Origin of the sequence: Acinetobacter sp. UBA3461, from assembly GCF_002381195.1 — a bacterium.
In the GTDB taxonomy this organism is placed as follows: Bacteria; Pseudomonadota; Gammaproteobacteria; order Pseudomonadales; family Moraxellaceae; genus Acinetobacter; species Acinetobacter schindleri.
The window spans coordinates 90305-108417 of the sequence record NZ_DFRO01000026.1 but is presented as its reverse complement, the minus strand read 5'-3'; the positions used below and the strand labels follow the sequence as shown (position 1 = coordinate 108417).

Genomic DNA, 18113 nt, shown 5'->3' with positions numbered 1-18113 from the left:
ATTTTCATAAGATTGTTTTAATTTTATGCACTCGGTTCAAAAAACTAGAAAAAGTGCAGAAATGCGTTTGACACCCCCCTTTTTTCACCCTATTATACGCCCACCTCTGAAACGTCCCTATCGTCTAGAGGCCTAGGACATCGCCCTTTCACGGCGGTAACCGGGGTTCGAATCCCCGTAGGGACGCCAATTTTCAGAAAGTAGTTTTATTAAGTCCCTATCGTCTAGAGGCCTAGGACATCGCCCTTTCACGGCGGTAACCGGGGTTCGAATCCCCGTAGGGACGCCATTACTTTAAACTGAAAGTAAAGGTTTTAAAATCTATCTTCTGTACTGTCCCTATCGTCTAGAGGCCTAGGACATCGCCCTTTCACGGCGGTAACCGGGGTTCGAATCCCCGTAGGGACGCCATATTCGAGATGATTATCTTAAAATGATCTTCTCATAAAAAAGCTCAGGCATTGTGACCTGGGCTTTTTTATTGCCTTCAATTTGATTTATTTTTACCATATATTCAAAATAATAAACCTCTAAAAATTTACGCACTTTTGCAAAGTCCTTGTATTTTCCGCCATAAAATCGAACAAAAACCAAACATCTGATCTTTCACATAAGGCTAAGGTAAGTTAGGAGCCAATATGCAAGGATAAGATTATGTTCACGAGTACGGAGTTTTGTTTAACTGCACCCCCATTTGAAAATCTTGTTCAAGAACCAACTAAAAGCTTCAAAGATTGGGTGGATTTTTTTCTGGATGAGCAGATCTCTAAAAAAACAAAAACAGATTCGGCAGAACAATACCTCAGTCAGTTAATCCAGCACATCGATCTGGATTCTATGAGCTGGCTCGACCAACCCGAACATGCTGCTACGCATTTTTTAGAAGAACATCATAAAATTTGTGGCATATTTCAGGATTATCTCAGCCGTCGCAAACAAGGCGGACAACGTGAATACTTTGCTACGGTATCGCATGCATTTGAATTTCTCTACCGGGTTGCACCTACAAAAATGGTCGATGGCTCATGGTTATACTCTACTCTGGAACATGCGGATCAACCTGCGCTTAAAGACCTGATTCATATTTATCTGGAAGAGCTGGGGCTAGGTCATCCACAAGCCAACCATGTCACCATGTATCAGGATCTGCTAAATAATTATGAACTCACTGCCTATAGCGAACAACTCGATGACCGCTATTATGAACAGGCAGCTGTCCAGTTGGCTTTAGCTTATGCGCCAGCTGAATATTTACCGCTGGTGATTGGCTTTAATCTGGGCTATGAACAACTACCGCTACATTTATTGATTACCAATTATGAACTGGCTGAACTCGGTATCAATCCGCATTACTTTAATGTGCACATCACGATTGATAATGCGCATAATGGCCATGCACAAAAATCCCTGCAAGCTTTCCTGGATCTATATCGTTCTGCAGAACACCCGGAGCGCTATCTGGAAATGGTCAAACAAGGTTACCTGCTAAATGATGTAGGCAAAAGTTCTACCCAGATTGTGCGTGAGTTGGATCTCGATGCCCAGGTGTTGAAACTGTTTCAGCAGAAAGCTTTAATTGGTCAATACATTCATAACCAGAAATGCCAGTTTAGCGGCAAGACCATCAATGAGTGGTTGTCACAACCTGAGCAGATTCAGGATTTTCTACAGGTCATGATGGATAAAGGCTGGATCCAACGTGGACTGTCTGTAGAGCAAAGCCGTTTCTGGAAACTGATTGATGATCCAGATGGCAAGATGTTTGGCGTATTTAATGCCACAGAGAAACAGATAATTCGTGACTGGATTCAAGGTCCAGAATTGGCTCGACGGCTTTCTTCACATCAACTACGGACGCAAACACCGATAATCAGCCGGCAAGAGCAGCATAAGCTGGAAGAACTTCGCTTGCATCTAAAGCGTTGTGACAGTAATGAAGAAAAACTGGAGATTCTCACGCCTTATGTAGCACCACATTGTCATTACCAGCAGCTTGGACTTTGGGCGACACAACAGGTTTCTAAAATCCTGTTTCCTTTCCAGACCCAAGCGGTGCAATTCAGCTAAATCTGTTGCATTTAAAAAGGCACCTTACGGTGCCTTTTTAAATGTAGATCAGGTTATGCAGATTTACGTGAATTGATCTGTCCTTTAATCACAGCAGTGACATTGCCTTTTAGATAATGCAGGAAAACTTTTAATGGTGACAGTTTTGGATTTGGCTGTTTGCCTTGAGCAATCTGTTTAAACTGCGCGGCATACCAGATGATTTCCATGATTGCCATTTTATCAATCATTGGAATACCGGTTTTAATCTTCTCTACAGCATAGCGTACATCCTGCCCTGCCACGAGCTTCTGCCCCAGATCAGTTTCTACTGCAAACGGACGGGCAATACCAACAAAATCACAGGCACCACTCTCAAGTGCGGCATTCATACCAGCAGCAGTTCTAAAACCGCCAGTTACCATAATATGGCAGCTCACTTCCTGACGGATTTTTTCGGCAAAATCCAGGAAATAGGCTTCACGGGCAATCGTGGAAGCCTTACGTTTATCCGCTTTAACGCCTGCCATTGCTGGTGCTTCATAGCTACCGCCGGACACCTCAATCAGGTCAATGCCTACTGCATCAATAGCTTTAAAGACATAGATCACATCTTCTTCGGTGATACCACCACGCTGGAAGTCAGCCGAATTCAGTTTAACAGAAATAATGAAATTTTCTGAAGTCGCAGCACGGACTGCCTTATAGATTTCTAATAAGAAACGGGTACGGTTTTCAATACTGCCACCCCACTGATCCTGACGTTTATTGGTCAATGGCGATAAGAACTGACTGATCAGATAACCATGCGCACCATGCAACTGTACGCCTTCAAATCCTGCTTTTTCACAAATTGCAGCAGAAGTTGCAAAACGCTGGATAATATCCAGAATTTCATCTTCGCGCAGTTCACGTGGGATACCAAAACTGACAGCCAGTGCCGGACTAAATGGCACTGCCGATGGTGCTACAGTTTCCCGGTTCAACCCTTTCGGACATTGACGCCCCGGATGTGACAACTGCACCAGTTGCACCATACCATGACGTTTGCCAACTTCTGCCCAAGCCTTAAGTTTGTTCAGATCACGTTCTGTTTCAGCGACTATAACACCCGGTTCATTCTTGGCACGAAAATCCACCATGACATTACCAGTAATCGCACAGCCTAGCCCGCCTTTAGCCCAGGCTTCGTAGAGTTTCAAATGTGAGTCATTCGGCTGACCAGCATCATTAGCGAGTGCCTCGCTCATAGCTCCCTTGATGATACGGTTTTTAAAGATGGTATTACGAATCTGAATTGAATCTGCCAGTTGTGTCATGTTTTTTCCTAAACATTATGCTTTTATTCTGTCGGTGTTATACCCTGTCAGCAAGGAATTGACAATGACCCATGTCAATTTCGTTTAAAAAGATTTGTAGTTTTAATATTGGCTGGCTGCAATTAACTGGCGGGTATAGTCAGTTTTTGGGTGCAGGAATAATTGTTCAGTTTCCTGAACCTCCATAACTTGTGCGTGATGCAGTACCAAAACCTGCTGGCAAAGTGCTCGTACTACCTGTAAATCATGACTGATAAACAGGTAGCTAATCCTTTCTTCTTGCTGAATACGACGTAACAGTTTCACAATTGCGCGTTGTGTAGTACGGTCCAGTGCTGAAGTCGGCTCATCCAGAATTAAAAGTTTTGGCTCTAAAATCAATGCTCTTGCCAATGATACACGCTGACGCTGCCCCCCAGAAAGCTCATGCGGATAGCGGTCTTTAAAAGATGCGGGCAGCTCTACCTGCACTAAAGCTTCCTCGACACGACTACGGATTTGCTCCTCGGTCATCGCCTTCAAGCCCAACCCTTCACCAATGATCTGTTCAATGGTCATACGCGGATTCAGACTGCTAAATGGATCCTGGAAGACGATCTGAAAATTACTACGTAATGGCCGCAAAGCTTTTTCAGACAATTGATTCAAATCCTGATTTTCCAAAAGGATTTGACCGTGGCTTTCAATCAATCGTGCTATGGCTAAAGCAAGTGAACTTTTACCTGAACCACTTTCACCCACCACTCCAATCGATTGTCCCTGCAGCATGCTTAAATCGAGCGGTTCGACAGCAGTGACATAGTCCTTAATGCGATTCAGTAGACCCTGTTTGATGGGAAATTTGACTTCTACCTGCTTAAGTTCAAGCAAGGTTTCAGTCTGAACTAAAGGCAGTGCCTGACCAAAATCATGATTGAGCAAGTCTTGGGTATAAGTTGATTGGGGTGAATTAAAGATTTGTGGTACTCCACCTTGCTCTTCAACGCGCCCCTTGTTCATGACAATCACCTGATCAGCATAGCGTCTCACCAGATTCAGGTCATGACTGATCAGAATCATCGCCATCTGCCGACTTTCCTGTAAAGATTTCAGCAAATGTAAAATCTGGGCTTGCAAGGTGACATCGAGTGCGGTAGTTGGCTCATCTGCAATCAGGATATCAGGATCCAGTGCCAATGCCATGGCAATCATCACGCGCTGACGCTGGCCACCAGATAATTCATGCGGATAACGCCTCAGTTTGTCCTCAGGTTCAGGAATACCAACATCCTTCAGTAACTCCAGCACCCGTTCTCGTGCCTTGGCTTTAGACCAGCCCTGCAACAACAAGGTTTCGCCAATGATCTTTTCTACCCGATGTAAGGGATTTAGTGCCGTCATCGGCTCCTGAAAGATCATGGCAATCTTCTTGCCGCGAATCTGACGTAATTGGGGCTGAGAAAGCGTCAGTAAATTCTGACCATCTAATACCGCCCGGCCTTGTACCTTTAAATTTCTTGGCAACAAACCCAAGATTGCCAGACTACTAATCGATTTACCTGAACCGCTTTCACCGACAATCGCCAAGGTCTGCCCGGCAGACAGTTCAAAACTTAGCTGTTGTACCAGTACCTGATCTAGACTGCTGATCTGCAGATTTTCGACCTGTAGAAGCGGTGTTGCGTTATTGACGTCTTGGATCGAATGCATCACGCGTCGCCTCCCCAATATAGATCAGTAAAGATAGAACTATGGCCAGCGTAAAGAAGCCGGATAAAGCCAACCACGGCGCATTCAGATTGTTTTTGCCTTGTAGCAGCAATTCACCCAGTGAAGCTGCATCAGGTGGCAATCCATAGCCAAGAAAATCCAGTGCTGTCAGTGCGGTAATATTAGCCGTCAGCATAAAGGGTAGCTGTGACAGACTCGAACTCATGGCATTGGGTAAAATATGCCGGAAGATAATCGCACGATCAGAAACACCAAGGCTACGTGCGGCACGCACATAGTCAAAATTACGTGCCCGTAAAAATTCAGCCCGCACCAGACCAACCAGGGTAGTCCAGCCGAACAGCAGCATGATCAGGAATAGCCAGTACACATTTGGGGTAAACATGCTGACCAGAATCATCACCATAAACAGCATCGGCAAGCCACCCCAGACTTCCAGAACGCGTTGCCCTACCAAATCAATCCAGCCACCATAATAGCCCTGAATCGCACCGATTATAATGCCGATGACTGCAGATGCGATGGTCAGGGCGAAGCCGAAAAGCAATGATATTCGTAGACCGTAAAGGATTCGCGCCAACACATCACGACCTTGGTCATCAGTCCCTAACCAGTTTCGTGACGTGGGTTCAGACGGCACGGGCACTGCCAGTTCCAGGTTTGGCGTCTGGTAGGAATATTCAATCAGTGGCCACAATGCCCAGCCCTTGGCATTGATTAACTGCTGAACGACAGGATCTTTATAATCTGCTTCAGTTTCAAACACACCACCAAATGTGGTTTCCGGATACGTCTTAAATGCCGGCACATATAGTGAACTGTCATATCTCACCAGCAACGGTTTATCGTTAGCAATCAGTTCTGAACCTAAGGAAAAAATGAAAATAATAATAAAGATAATAAAGCAGCTGAAGCCGAGTTTATTTTCCTTAAAACGCTGCAAGCGCGCTCGCATGATCGGTGACATTATTTGGCACCTCGCGAGTCAAAGTTAATTCGCGGGTCGATCACCTGATACATCACATCACTGATCAAACGCAGAATCAGCCCCAGCAAAGTAAAGATAAACAAGGTCCCAAAAATCACTGGATAATCACGCTGTACAATCGCTTCAAAGCCAAGCAGACCTAATCCATCTAAGTTAAAGATAATTTCAATAAATAGGTTACCGACAAAGAAGATCCCAACCAGTGCTTCCGGCAGACCCGCGATGACAATCAGCATGGCATTTCGAAAAACATGTCCATATAGCACACGCGATTCATTTAAGCCCTTGGCACGTGCTGCCAGTACATACTGTTTGCTCAGCTCTTCCATAAAAGAATATTTGGTTAAGTAAGTCAGCCCGGCAAAACCACCAATTACCATCGCCAGCAATGGCAAGGTCATATGCCAGAAGTAATCCTTAATTTTTCCGAACCAGGACAATTCAGCAAAGTTTTCCGACACCAACCCTTGCAGTGGGAACCATTGGAAATAGGAACCACCCGCAAAAAATACGATGAGTAAAATGGCAAAGACAAAAGCTGGAATGGCATAACCCACGGCGAGCAGCATCGAAGTGGATTTATCAAACAGGCTGCCATGCTGACGCGCCTTTCGAATCCCAAGTGGAATCGAGACCAGATAAATCAGCAAAGTGCTCCACAGTCCCAATGACAGAGAAACTGGTAATTTTTCCAATAATAATGTAGTTACAGGTTTATCTTTAAAGAAACTAATGCCGAAATCTAGCTGTGCATAGCTTTTCAGCATTTCCCAAAAACGGATATGAGCGGGCTGATCAAAACCATATTGGGCCTTGATTTTTTCCACCATCTCGTCACTCAGGCCTTTGGCACCCTGATAGCTGCTTTTGGACTGTGCAGTTTCTGCACCTGTGGTTCCGCCCATGCCCTGAAAAGTTTCTGCCTGTTGAATGGCCTGTTCGACCGGTCCACCCGGCGCAATCTGAATGACAATGAAATTAATCAGCAGAATCAAAAATAAAGTTGGGATAATCAGCAAGAGCCGCTTAAGTATGTAGGTTCCCATTGTCAGTGATATTCCTTATTATTTTTGACGACGTAAATATTGGCTCACTTGTGCAGCTTTTTGTGGATTACTCCACCAGAAGTCGAATCCAACAGCAAGCTTTGGCTTGATCTTTGGCTGCTCATACATATTCCAGTAAGCATACCAGTTGCCACCTTTCCCATAGGTCGGAATCTGATAATAGCCAGCACGTAGCAGACGATCCAGTACTTTGGTACGAATCACCAATTGCTGGCGATCCGGTGCCTGAATCACCTTGGTAATAGCATCATCAATCACAGCATTTTTGATACCCGCATAATTGTAATTACCTGGCTGATCTGCTGACGCACTACTCCAGAACTGTGCCTGCTCATTGCCCGGGTTGAGAGATTGTGGCAAGACATTGGTCGTCATATCAAAATCTTTACTGCGCATACGTTCAATATACTGAGGCACATCAACATGACGGATATTCACCGTGATCCCCAGCCGTTTTAGGTTACGTATAAAAGGCATTAAGGTACGTTGCAAACCATCCTGATGAATCAGAAACTCAAGTCGAATCGGCTTACCTTTTGGATCAGTCAGTTGCGCATTGTGATAACGGTAACCCGCCTTGAGTAACAATTCCCGCGCGACCAGTAAATTCTTGCGATTAAAGCCTGAAGCATCCGAAACTGGATATTTCCAGTCTTTCAGCACACCAGCACGCTGAATCGGATCTAACTTAGCCAGATAAGGCTTTAAAATCGCCAGTTCTTCAACTGAAGGCATGCCCTTCGCTTCCAGCTCACTATTAGCAAAATAACTTTGTAAACGGTGGTATTGACCATAAAACAGCGCCTTGTTTTGCCACTCAAAATCATAGGCATAAGTTAAGGCTTGACGAAAGCGGATATCCTGCATTGGTGCACGACGGGTATTGAATACAAAGCTTTGTGTCGGAATCGGGTTTTCATGGTTGAAGTTGTATTTCACGACCATCTTGTCCTTGATGGCTGAAAAATTGTATTCCGTTACCCATTTACGTGCGGTGTATTCCTGATGCACGGTATATTGACCAGACTTAAAGCCCTCAAAACCAACATCCATATTGCGGTAATAAACAAACTTCAGGCGATCAAAGTTATATTTACCCCGGTTAACAGGTAGATCTTTCGCCCAGTAATTCGGATTGCGTTTATAGCTAATGCTGCGCCCTGCATCAATGCTTTCAATCAGATAGGGACCTGAACCCAAAATTGGCTGCATGGTGATGCGGCTAAAGTCTTTGCCTTGCCAGTTTTTCTTAGAATAAATAGGCATCTGTGCCAGGATCAGCGGCATTTCCGAATTATTATTCGACTTGAAGCTCATCTTGACCTGGTACCTGGATAGTACCTCGGTTTTATCCAGATCTGACAGATACATCTGCAAGCCTGGATTACCTTTGCTTGTGTACGTATCAAAACTGAATTTTATATCTTCTGCAGTGACTGGCGTACCATCACTAAAACGTGCTTTGGGATTCAGATGATAAATCACATAGGCAGTTTTTTTTGGATCATAGGTGACTTTTTCAGCCAGCAAGGGATACATCACGCCCGGCTCATCCAGGGAACTGACCATGAGCGTATCAAACAGGTATTCCACGCCATCTGCTGCTGTACCTTTGCCGTTCATGGCATTCAGATTATCAAAGGTACCATTGGCAGACTGGCTGAGATAGCCACCTTTGGGCGCTACAGGATTGGCATAGGGTAAATGTGTCAGCCCGGCATATTTGGGCTGACTATGAATGGCGATATAAGGAGTGGTCTGCAGTGCAGCCCAAGCCCCCTGAGTAATGACCGAAATTCCACAGATATAAATCAGGCGCTTTGCAGCAGCAAACGGCATTCAGATACTCCCTGTATCATTTCGGCTTTAGAGATTTGGAACCTTGATCACATCCCCAATACGCAGTTGAGTATTCGGTTTCAGGTCATTCATTTCTGCCAGTGTACTACTGTCCATGCCATAACGTGAGGCTAAACCGATCAGTGTATCGCCACGCTTGATTTTATATTCTGTAATACGTTTAGGGACTTGTAGACTTTGGCCCACACGCAAGCCCGCATTAGCACGCAGATTATTTAAACTGGCAAGTTCTGTGGTGGTAATTCCCAGACGACTGGCAATCGCGTTAAGTGATTCGCCTGACTTCACTGTATAGCTTTCTGTGGCCTTAGATGAAACAGTCGTGGTTACTGCTTTGATCTCATCTACCTTTTTACTTTCTGGCAGATCACCCTCAACCTTCAGACGCTGTCCGACACGTAATGGACTCGATACAGACACATCATTTAGCTCAGCCAGATATTTCAGTTGTAACTTGTACTCGCGTGCAATTGAACTGAGGGTTTCACCTGATTTCACTATATGGGTGTCTGACTTCACACCTTTCACCGCCTGCTCAGTCACAGTTTCATGAGCTGCTTCTGCATCTCCGGTCAATTTCAGACGTTGTCCTACTCGCAGGCCAGCATTACGGGATAAACCGTTCAGATTCGCCAGATGATCCATGCTCAGGTTATATTTGGTCGCAATCCCTGTCAGGGTATCACCCGACTGCACAGTATAATTCTCTGGCACAGTGCTGCCCGCAGGAATCTTGATGGTTTGACCAATACGTAAACCGCTATTGGCAGCAAATCCATTTAAGGCTGCCAGTTCAGCCACACTGAGTTTGGACTGATTGGCAATGCTATACAGTGTCTCACCACGTTTTACCTGATAGTTTTCAGTTGCAGTCTGGTCCACTTTAACATTTTCAAACTTCTGCTCAATTTTCTTGCCTGAGCTTGCAGATTCAGCTTCATTCACAGGTACATTGATTTTTTGACCTGCCATCAGGCTGCTGCCTGAAGTCAAACCTGGCGTCAACACAGCCAGTTCTGCATTCGAAAGTGCATAACGGTCTGCAATCAGTTTCAGATATTCGCCGCGCTGAACGGTATAGGTCTTAGTCTGAACTTTGCTGCTTTCCGTTTTTTTCGTTTCTTCAACTTTCGCTTTAGAAGCAGCAGTTTCTTTTAAAGATAATTTTTGACCGACAAATAGACCGCTGGTCGTGCTCAAACCATTATAGTCAGCCAGCTGTTTTACCGTTAAACCAAACTGGCTGGCTACACCGGTGAGTGAATCATTGGCTTGTACCACATAGCTTTCTGGTTTTGCAGCAGGTTTTGATGCTTCTTGAACAGGTTTGGCATCATAAAGATAGATCGTGGTACCGACATATAAAGTGGCATTTGGATCAATCTGGTTCCATTTCGCCACATCCCGCCAGTTCACTCCATTTTTAGCAGCAATCAAAGCCAGGTTGTCACCCGGTAAAACCGTATAGGTACTGCGCTTGCCTTTTGGTGCAACAACCACAACTTCCGAATCTGTTTTAACGTAATTCTTGCCTTGGTTCAATTTCGCTTCGACTGAATCTGCCTTGGTACTTTCCGCTACGCCTTTTGGATACGAGAAACCTTTGGTCAGTTCTTTACCCTGCTGTTCTGCTACAGAAAGGCTGGTCTGAATCGCGGTCAGCTTAATCTTGCCATCATAAGGATCGACAATTTCAGTACCCGCAGGTGCCAGTGCTTTCAGCTCCTCCACCACTTCTGCCTGTTCTGCGGCTGTCGCTACCGGTTTCAGGATTTCATCTACAGACTTTGGAATTTCCTCTGCCACAACCGCTGCCTGAATCTGTTCACGTTCCTTTGCAGAAATTGGCGGTTCAACCTGAATCGGTTGCACAGGTGTTACTGGCGTCACCGCAACTGGAATACGCGGTGCACTTGGAATAGGTAATTCACTCTTCGCAGCAAAATCAGCCAAAGCTGAAGAACCTCTTGGTGTGCTGACCCTAGTCTTGCTTTGGGCAGTCAGGTTGGGTTTGGCTGTACTTGTAGCTGCTGGTGTTGCAGCGGCAGTAACAATCGCTGTGGTCGCGGCTGTGGACGTCGCTTTGCTTGCAGTAGTGGCTACAGGTGTTGCAGGTTTAACGGTTGTCGTGGTTGAGGCCGTGATTGCAGGCGGTGTCTGTTTAGCTGGCGTAATTGTTTTGCTATTCAGCTCAGGTGGCGTGGTTTTTACTGGCGTAATCGTCTGATTATTCTTCGGTAAACTGCTGGTAGAGCTTGCCCATAAACCTGAAGAAGAGGATTGAAGCTTTTTCAGTTTTTCATCAATGGATGGACTCAGGTCAGCTGGAATCAGAATACGGCGCGGACTGTCCGGATCAATCCTGTCTCCACGATGCCCTGGGTTCAACTGATACAATTCAGCCCGACTTAAACCGGTAATCGCAGCAATTTCATTCAGGCTGGCTGCCCCAACACTGACTTCACGAAAGTGCGGACGGTTGGCAATAGGCGGCAGACTCACGCCATATTTGGCTGGACTTTTTACAATCTGTGCCACTGCCATGAAACGAGGAACATAATTCATGGTTTCCTGCGGCAACTTCAGTGACCAGTAATCAGTTGGCAAACCAGCAGCCTTATTACGGTTAATCGCCTGCTGAATACGGCCTGGACCGGCATTATAGGATGCTAAAGCCAGTTCCCATGAACCGAACTGATTATATAATGCACCTAAAAACTCATAAGCAGCGCGAGTCGACTCTACCACATCACGGCGGCCGTCATACATCGAGGTCTGTTTTAAACCATAAATACGGCCGGTACTTGGAATAAACTGCCACAGACCCGCTGCAGCTGCACTACTGGTTGCTGCCGGATCGTATGAACTTTCAATCACTGGAAGCAATGCTAGCTCAGTCGGCATACCACGGCGTTCAGCTTCTTTTACTGTGTAATATAAATAACGTGAAGCACGCGCACTTAAACGCTCTAAATATGGCTGACGTGATGCGAACCAGCCACGCTGGGCATCAATACGCGGATTCCAGACATCCAGATTCATCTTGAAACCGACAGTCATGCGCTTCCACACATCACCGTGTTTCAGTACCAACAGTCGGTCGCCTTCTACCGCACGCATATCAGTCGCGGATAAAAGATCTTCCAGACTATCTAGACTATCGGCGCCTAAATAATTCGAACTTGTTTGTTTATGCTTGGACCCTGCCGCGCTTTGTGTCGTCGAACAACCCGTTAAACCTAAGGATGCAAGCGCAGTGCCGAGAACTGAGACTTTTAAAAATGAAGGTAACGATGGCTGCCACATGAATGCGGTTGGTTTATACATAAAGAAATCCAAACAACTTGTATAAAATTTATTTTTTAGATATGCCATTTTAATTAAGCATGTCGACGACACAAGCTAATAATTTACCGCGATTTGACGTTAAATGTTACAAGAAATTAAAAAATCGCGGAGATATGGATTATTCAAACGTATTTGCGTTATACAATATCCCGCTCAGCTTGTTCTTTTTTGATCGGATTTGGTTTATGTCTCAAACAATCACACTGTATGTGGATGGCGCATGCCGCGGCAATGGTAAGGAAATCGCTGTAGGTGGTTGGGGTGCCTATATTCAGAACGGTTCAGATGAGCATAAAATTTATGGCGGCGAGCTTCAGACCACCAATAACCGTATGGAACTGATGGCTGCCATAGAAGGGATTTCTGTCTGTCCCAAAGATGCCAAGCTGGTGATCTGGACCGATTCCAATTATGTCAAAAAAGGTATCACTGAATGGATCGAAGGCTGGAAACGTAAAAACTGGAAAGATGTCAAAAACCCTGACTTATGGAAACAGCTGGATGCAGTATGCCAAGGCCGTCAGATTGACTGGCACTGGATCAAAGGACATGCTGGCCATGAGGGTAATGAAATGGCCGATCAGCTGGCTAATCTGGGTGCGGATCTCGCCTTAAAAAATGGCGAAAAATCCCGTCATGTTCCAGCAATTCATTTTGCAGCAAGCGCTGAGAAAAAAACACAAGATATAAAAAAGCCTGAAAAAGACTGGTTACTGGATGACCCTTTTGGCCTGGAACTGGCTGAAGCTGAAGAAATGGATGAACTCATGGAAGATGTAACTGAAGTGACCATGGAAACTCACTTAAACAATCAGCCTGTCGTTGCTGAACAAACTCCAGCGGAGAATCAACTACACCCGCAGATTGTGATTACTCCAGCCACATTAGATATATCTGGTCCTCGTCAGCTGATTCTCGATACAGAGACCACCGGTTTCTATTATCAAGATGGTGACCGGATTATCGAGGTCGGCGCGATTGAAATGGTGAATCGTAAACTCACCGGCAGCTCGATTCATATTTATATCAATCCGAAAAAACCGGTAGGCGATTCAGTTAATGTCCACGGCATTACTGATGAGTTCCTGCAAGACAAGCCTTTATTTGAGGATATTTCTCAAGTTCTGTTCGATTACTTGAAAGGTGCAGAAATCATCGCGCATAACGCGACCTTCGATATGAACTTCCTGGATATGGAATTCAAGCGTGCTGGTTTTCAAACCCTGTCAGAAGTCTGTGAAGTCACGGATACCCTGGCGATGGCAAAGTCACGCCATCCGGGCCAGAAAAACTCTCTTGATGCCCTGGTACGTCGTTATGAGATTCCGCAGCGTGACCGTACTTTCCACGGCGCATTACTCGATGCAGAAATTCTGTCCGATGTTTACCTGGCGATGACCGGTGGTCAGGTTTCTTTTGATATGGATGCCCTGTCACATAGTGAAGAACAAAATGCCAGCTCAGGCAGTGTGAAAATTGAAATTGATCTACCGGTAATTTTGCCATCTGATGAAGAATTGAGCGAACATGAGAACTGGGTCAAACAATATGAAGAAAAACATGGAGCGCCTTGCCTTTTCGCAAAATAAAATCCATTATTCAGTTAACAATTTATGTTAAAAAAAATAACAGTTCAGTTATAGTAAATACAAAGATGTCCTGCCAGTTGCAGCAGGCCTCAACTATTAGATAAAACTTCAGGAAAGGTGCAGATCAATGTCTTACCAAACCTCTATACATTTTGACCCTACGGCTTTACTGATAATAAAAAATGAGGTTGATAATTCGATCAAATTGGTTGAATCAGCAGTCAGCACACTGGTAGAAGATCAGACCTTGCCTTTTGGGATTGATGATGCGCTCAACCAGTTCGAACAGTGCGCACAAGTTCTTGCACTGATCGATATGCCAAGCCTGGCCAAAGTCGCTCAATATTCTGCTGAGCTTATGCGCAAGATCATGGGGAATCCTGCCAACGTAAACACGGCAGAAGTGATCGCCCTCAGTGAAGGGACGACCATGCTGAAGCGCTATATCGAGTTCATTTGCTTGCGTGAAGTCAAAATTCCACAATTTTTGCTGGATACTTTAAACCGGCTGGAACTTGCTCTGGGCAAGCCACTGACTACTGAAGGCCATCAGATTGAGTCCCTGCTCGACCTGATCACGCCTGATTTTGATCTGCCGCAAGCACCTGGACTGGAGAAGTCTGTTTATGTGCATCGCCTGTACAAGCTATCGCTGAATAAACTGCTTAAGCAGGAAGAAAGCGATCTGGACTTACAAGCGATCAAACTGGTGGGGACTTATCTGGCAGGTCTTTCTGAGCAGCACCCAAGCAAACAGTACTGGAATCTGGTCTATGTGGCGTTCAACCATATCGATGAGATCCTGATCAACGAGCCACGTTTACGTACCCTGATCAGTGTTGAGCGTAATATGGCACAGTATTTCAATGCCTCAGACCGTTTCAAGGCGAACATTGCTGACCTGGCGAATATACTGAGCTTATGTATCAGCCAGGAAGATGACATTGCTCATCATATCCGTAGCAAACTGAATATCGGTGAAGATTCATTGACCGATACCCAATTACAGGTATTTAGCCGTCATTTATATGGTCCTGATTTTGAAACCATGCATACCATCAGTGATCTGGTCACTGCTGAAATGGCACAGATCCGTAATGACATCGAATACAACTATCACAACATGACCCCTGAAAAGACTCAGGAGTTACAGGTTCAGCTGAATAGCATGGCAAACATCTTCAAGGTTTTGAACCTGAATGAAGCTTCTAATGATCTTACTCGTCAGGCTGCTTCACTCAGTCAACCTGAAGTGTTGAAAGATGAAGGTTTTGCCCAGCAGCTCATGAATGTGATTTTGTCTGCTATGAACTCGATTGGGGTACTAGAACGTCATCATACCTCTAGTCGTTTACAGCTCCGTGTAAATAACATGAATATTTCACTGGATCGTCTGGATGAAGCACATGCTGCTTTACTGACCGAGACCAAAGCGCTGATCGAACTTGCAAGCCACACCCTAATGAATTACTTGCAGGACCAGAACCTGCAAACATTAGAAAGCTTGCCAAATCAGATCCGTGAAATTGCGGGTGCAATGCTGTTCCTGAACGCTGAAAATGGTCAGGCCGCACTAAGCACAACAGCTGACTTTATCCAAAGCCGGATTGAATCTGCTGCCGCACTCAGTGCCGATGACGTCAATCGCGTGCTTGATCCACTCGCCAGCGCGGATATGCTCATTGACAATTTAAAGAGCAAACAGCCTGTATTACAGTCAATGTTTAAGGTAGCATTGGACAGTAGTCAAAAACTGAAAACTGTAGCCTAATGTCTAAATTGTCACTTGCGTATATCTTTCAACAACAGCAACTTTTAGTCGATGAAAATCTCCAGCTTCCCCAAGTGGAAGCGCTAGCAAGTGACATACAGCTCGGTACGGGTGATCAGGTGATTGCCCGTGACCTCCTCCCTGAGGAACCGATTCCTCTAGGTCTGCAACTCGTTCCAATCCGTCAGTTACTGCAATATTGGAATGTTCGCCAGTTTGAACAGGCCAGTCGCGCTGTACAGCTACTGGAATGGCGTCGCAATCATCGTTTCTGTAGTCATTGTGGTACACCGACCGAAGCCCATGCCGTAGAATATGCTATGGTCTGCCCCGCTTGCCATTACCGTCAATATCCACGCGTACAACCTTGTGTGATTACCGTGATTACCCGTGGTGAAGATGAAATCTTGCTGGCTAAAAATGCCCGAAATAAAACCAGCCAGATGTATGGACTAATTGCCGGTTTTGTCGAAGTCGGTGAAACTTTGGAAGAAGCAGTCCGTCGTGAAACGGAAGAAGAAGTCGGAATTAAAGTCAAAAATATTCAATATCTGGCCAGCCAGCCTTGGCCCTTCCCAAGTAATCTGATGATTGCCTTTAAAGCAGAATATGCTTCTGGTGAGATCAAACTGCAGGAAGAAGAAATCAGTGATGCGCAATTCTTTAAGCTGGATGCCCTGCCAGAAATTCCATTCAAAGGCAGTATTGCACATTCTATGATTATGCATATCACGCAAGGCACGCCCGTGGCTGATGATACTCAAGCCTGGTTGTAAGCCAATTTATAAACAAAAAGCCCGGTATTAAATCCGGGCTTTTTGCATTCAATAGAATGAATTATTTAAATGCATCTTCTAGTGCCCACAGTACTCTAGACTTGGTTACAAAGAAGCGGCTAAACAGGCTGGAAAGTGATCCAACAATAGTAATGTGTCCGAGCTTTGGAATACTGATCACATGACTATGGTTACCATGTTGCTTTAATACCCGATCCAGATCATGACTATTGAAATGTCCCACGATATCGTCTTTTTCAGCAATAAACAGATAATGCTTCAAAGGCTGAGGTTGTACAAAGTACAGTGGCATCACCTGCTGATAAGGCACCGCCTGATCAAAGGCATTAGCACAGATCGGATCATCCTTATAGTCAAAATGATAAGGTCCTGCTAAACCAATGATAGCGCGGATATTCGCCAGCCGCTCTGCTTTATGCTGCTGCGGATAGTACACCGCTGACATCACATTAAACGCACCGGCAGAATGTCCCATCAATACAATATTCTCTGATGAAATCTGCAGCTTTGCTGCCGCAGTGTGCAGATGATCCAAAAGCAGATGCAAGTCATCCACAGATTGCGGGAAGATATGTTCTGGCGCCAGATGGTAATTTGGAACCACCACGTCATAGCCTTCACGGGCAAAAGCCTCACCAATAAACTGATATTCTTTCTTATCCCCATGCAGCCAGGCACCGCCATGGACAAAAACAATCAAGGGGCGATGTGCCAAAGGCTGTGCACTACGATACAGATCAAAACGCTGCCGCGCTTTAAGGCCATAGGCCAAATGTCGTTCAGCGCTATAACCTGCTTTGGGAGTAAAACGGTTCAGCGCATAGCTGCCGAGATCATATAAACGAAAATCCCGGTAGATTTGTCTTGCAACGTTCAGATGACTCGACAGCTTGGCTTTAAAAGAGTGCACCTTATTGTGCATAAGTTGGTTCAACTGTATCAGGATCAATCGCAACTGGAGTTTGCACCAAGGCACTTGATGAAGCTGTAGTCGCAAAGTTTTGGCTGGTTGAATTGCTGAGCGTTTCCACATTATCAATCAGGGTCACAATTTTAGTGACATTACCGACTTGCGCCAGCACCTGATTAAGATCAGCAATTTCAGCATTGTTTAGACGGCCCATCACATATAACACGCCATCTTCGGTATGCACATGCACTTTACTGTCTGCAACTACAGGCGCCTTCATGATCAGACCACGGGTATTTGCCGTCGCTGCAGTATCCTGCATGATGGTACCATAACTGATCTGGTTACCGATAGTAATAAAGTTATGTACGGCTTTCACATCACTCATGGCTTTGACATTGTCTTCAGCCAGTTGTTTCAGATGTGCGTCTGGCACCTGACCAGTCAGTAGTACATGACCATGAAAACTCTCAATATTGACTCGCGACTGTTTGAATCGTGAATCAAGTTTATAAAGATTAATTTTTGCAGTACGAACAATCGAAGAATCGATAAAAACCTGTCCAAGGGTACGCGCCCCTTGGTCCGTACCGACAGGAGCCGTGCCTGTACCACCTGAAATAAAGCTGGCACAGCCCGATAAACTTGCGACACATAACATTGTTATTACAATACGTTTAACCACTCAGCAAGACTCCTTATTGTTTA

General features: G+C 45.2%; 12 protein-coding genes and 3 tRNA genes. 7 read left to right on the top strand and 8 right to left on the bottom strand.

The window, feature by feature from the left end; all coding sequences use genetic code 11:
• Nucleotides 1-113: 113 nt before the first annotated feature.
• The 4 genes from B3D47_RS06580 (at nucleotide 114) to B3D47_RS06565 (ending at nucleotide 2067) form a co-directional block, all read left to right on the top strand.
• Nucleotides 114-189: transfer RNA gene (locus B3D47_RS06580), tRNA-Glu, on the top strand.
• Between the two features lie 24 nt (nucleotides 190-213).
• Nucleotides 214-289, top strand: a tRNA-Glu gene (locus B3D47_RS06575).
• A 46-nt stretch (nucleotides 290-335) separates the two neighbouring features.
• Nucleotides 336-411: transfer RNA gene (locus B3D47_RS06570), tRNA-Glu, on the top strand.
• 243 nt (nucleotides 412-654) lie between these two features.
• Complete coding sequence (locus tag B3D47_RS06565) at nucleotides 655-2067, top strand: iron-containing redox enzyme family protein (RefSeq protein ID WP_286860749.1); 1413 nt, start codon at nucleotides 655-657, stop codon at nucleotides 2065-2067.
• Between the two features lie 53 nt (nucleotides 2068-2120).
• Here the strand turns inward: B3D47_RS06565 and B3D47_RS06560 are convergent, their stop codons facing one another.
• The 6 genes from B3D47_RS06560 to B3D47_RS06535 form a co-directional block, all read right to left on the bottom strand.
• Nucleotides 2121-3365 (bottom strand): NADH:flavin oxidoreductase/NADH oxidase family protein, encoded by a 1245-nt coding sequence (locus B3D47_RS06560; protein WP_286860747.1) that lies wholly within the window; start codon nucleotides 3363-3365, stop codon nucleotides 2121-2123.
• 102 nt (nucleotides 3366-3467) lie between these two features.
• On the bottom strand, nucleotides 3468-5054 hold the full coding sequence (locus B3D47_RS06555) for an ABC transporter ATP-binding protein (RefSeq protein WP_286861031.1): 1587 nt from the start codon (nucleotides 5052-5054) through the stop codon (nucleotides 3468-3470).
• Nucleotides 5029-6042, bottom strand: a complete 1014-nt coding sequence (locus B3D47_RS06550; protein WP_286860744.1) for an ABC transporter permease — start codon at nucleotides 6040-6042, stop codon at nucleotides 5029-5031. The genes B3D47_RS06555 and B3D47_RS06550 overlap by 26 nt, the downstream gene beginning before the upstream one ends.
• Nucleotides 6042-7109, bottom strand: coding sequence for a microcin C ABC transporter permease YejB (locus B3D47_RS06545; RefSeq protein ID WP_286860742.1), 1068 nt, complete (start codon nucleotides 7107-7109; stop codon nucleotides 6042-6044). The genes B3D47_RS06550 and B3D47_RS06545 overlap by 1 nt, the downstream gene beginning before the upstream one ends.
• 18 nt (nucleotides 7110-7127) lie before the next feature.
• A complete protein-coding gene (locus B3D47_RS06540; RefSeq protein WP_286860739.1) occupies nucleotides 7128-8969 on the bottom strand; it encodes an extracellular solute-binding protein in 1842 nt (613 codons plus the stop codon).
• Nucleotides 8970-8996: 27 nt separating this feature from the next.
• Nucleotides 8997-12317 carry a lytic transglycosylase gene (locus B3D47_RS06535; protein ID WP_286860737.1) on the bottom strand — a complete coding sequence of 1107 codons (3321 nt, stop codon included), beginning with the start codon at nucleotides 12315-12317 and terminating at the stop codon, nucleotides 8997-8999.
• Nucleotides 12318-12523: 206 nt separating this feature from the next.
• Between B3D47_RS06535 and dnaQ the strand changes: the two genes are divergently transcribed.
• The 3 genes from dnaQ (at nucleotide 12524) to nudC (ending at nucleotide 16474) form a co-directional block, all read left to right on the top strand.
• Nucleotides 12524-13927 carry a DNA polymerase III subunit epsilon gene (gene dnaQ, locus B3D47_RS06530; protein ID WP_163171708.1) on the top strand — a complete coding sequence of 468 codons (1404 nt, stop codon included), beginning with the start codon at nucleotides 12524-12526 and terminating at the stop codon, nucleotides 13925-13927.
• Nucleotides 13928-14054: 127 nt separating this feature from the next.
• The gene (locus B3D47_RS06525; RefSeq protein WP_286860734.1) at nucleotides 14055-15698 is read left to right on the top strand and encodes a chemotaxis protein; all 1644 of its coding nucleotides are present in this window, start codon (nucleotides 14055-14057) and stop codon (nucleotides 15696-15698) included.
• Nucleotides 15698-16474: an NAD(+) diphosphatase gene (gene nudC, locus B3D47_RS06520; RefSeq protein ID WP_076753260.1), complete on the top strand. Its 777-nt coding sequence runs from the start codon at nucleotides 15698-15700 to the stop codon at nucleotides 16472-16474. The genes B3D47_RS06525 and nudC overlap by 1 nt, the downstream gene beginning before the upstream one ends.
• A gap of 61 nt (nucleotides 16475-16535) precedes the next feature.
• Here nudC and B3D47_RS06515 read toward each other — a convergent pair whose 3' ends face one another.
• Together B3D47_RS06515 and B3D47_RS06510 are read right to left on the bottom strand one after the other, a co-directional pair.
• Complete coding sequence (locus B3D47_RS06515; protein WP_286860731.1) at nucleotides 16536-17417, bottom strand: alpha/beta hydrolase; 882 nt, start codon at nucleotides 17415-17417, stop codon at nucleotides 16536-16538.
• On the bottom strand, nucleotides 17407-18090 hold the full coding sequence (locus B3D47_RS06510) for a BON domain-containing protein (RefSeq protein WP_004810697.1): 684 nt from the start codon (nucleotides 18088-18090) through the stop codon (nucleotides 17407-17409). The genes B3D47_RS06515 and B3D47_RS06510 overlap by 11 nt, the downstream gene beginning before the upstream one ends.
• Nucleotides 18091-18113 lie beyond the last annotated feature (23 nt).

What these genes read in the sequence shown, in the direction of transcription:
- B3D47_RS06550 (WP_286860744.1), bottom strand. Translation starts at nt 6,042, where the DNA reads ATGTCACCGATCATGCGAGCGCGCTTGCAGCGTTTTAAGGAAAATAAA.
- B3D47_RS06535 (WP_286860737.1), bottom strand. Translation starts at nt 12,317, where the DNA reads ATGTATAAACCAACCGCATTCATGTGGCAGCCATCGTTACCTTCATTT.
- B3D47_RS06560 (WP_286860747.1), bottom strand. Translation starts at nt 3,365, where the DNA reads ATGACACAACTGGCAGATTCAATTCAGATTCGTAATACCATCTTTAAA.
- B3D47_RS06515 (WP_286860731.1), bottom strand. Translation starts at nt 17,417, where the DNA reads ATGCACAATAAGGTGCACTCTTTTAAAGCCAAGCTGTCGAGTCATCTG.
- B3D47_RS06555 (WP_286861031.1), bottom strand. Translation starts at nt 5,054, where the DNA reads ATGCATTCGATCCAAGACGTCAATAACGCAACACCGCTTCTACAGGTC.
- B3D47_RS06525 (WP_286860734.1), top strand. Translation starts at nt 14,055, where the DNA reads ATGTCTTACCAAACCTCTATACATTTTGACCCTACGGCTTTACTGATA.
- B3D47_RS06540 (WP_286860739.1), bottom strand. Translation starts at nt 8,969, where the DNA reads ATGCCGTTTGCTGCTGCAAAGCGCCTGATTTATATCTGTGGAATTTCG.
- dnaQ (WP_163171708.1), top strand. Translation starts at nt 12,524, where the DNA reads ATGTCTCAAACAATCACACTGTATGTGGATGGCGCATGCCGCGGCAAT.
- B3D47_RS06565 (WP_286860749.1), top strand. Translation starts at nt 655, where the DNA reads ATGTTCACGAGTACGGAGTTTTGTTTAACTGCACCCCCATTTGAAAAT.
- nudC (WP_076753260.1), top strand. Translation starts at nt 15,698, where the DNA reads ATGTCTAAATTGTCACTTGCGTATATCTTTCAACAACAGCAACTTTTA.
- B3D47_RS06545 (WP_286860742.1), bottom strand. Translation starts at nt 7,109, where the DNA reads ATGGGAACCTACATACTTAAGCGGCTCTTGCTGATTATCCCAACTTTA.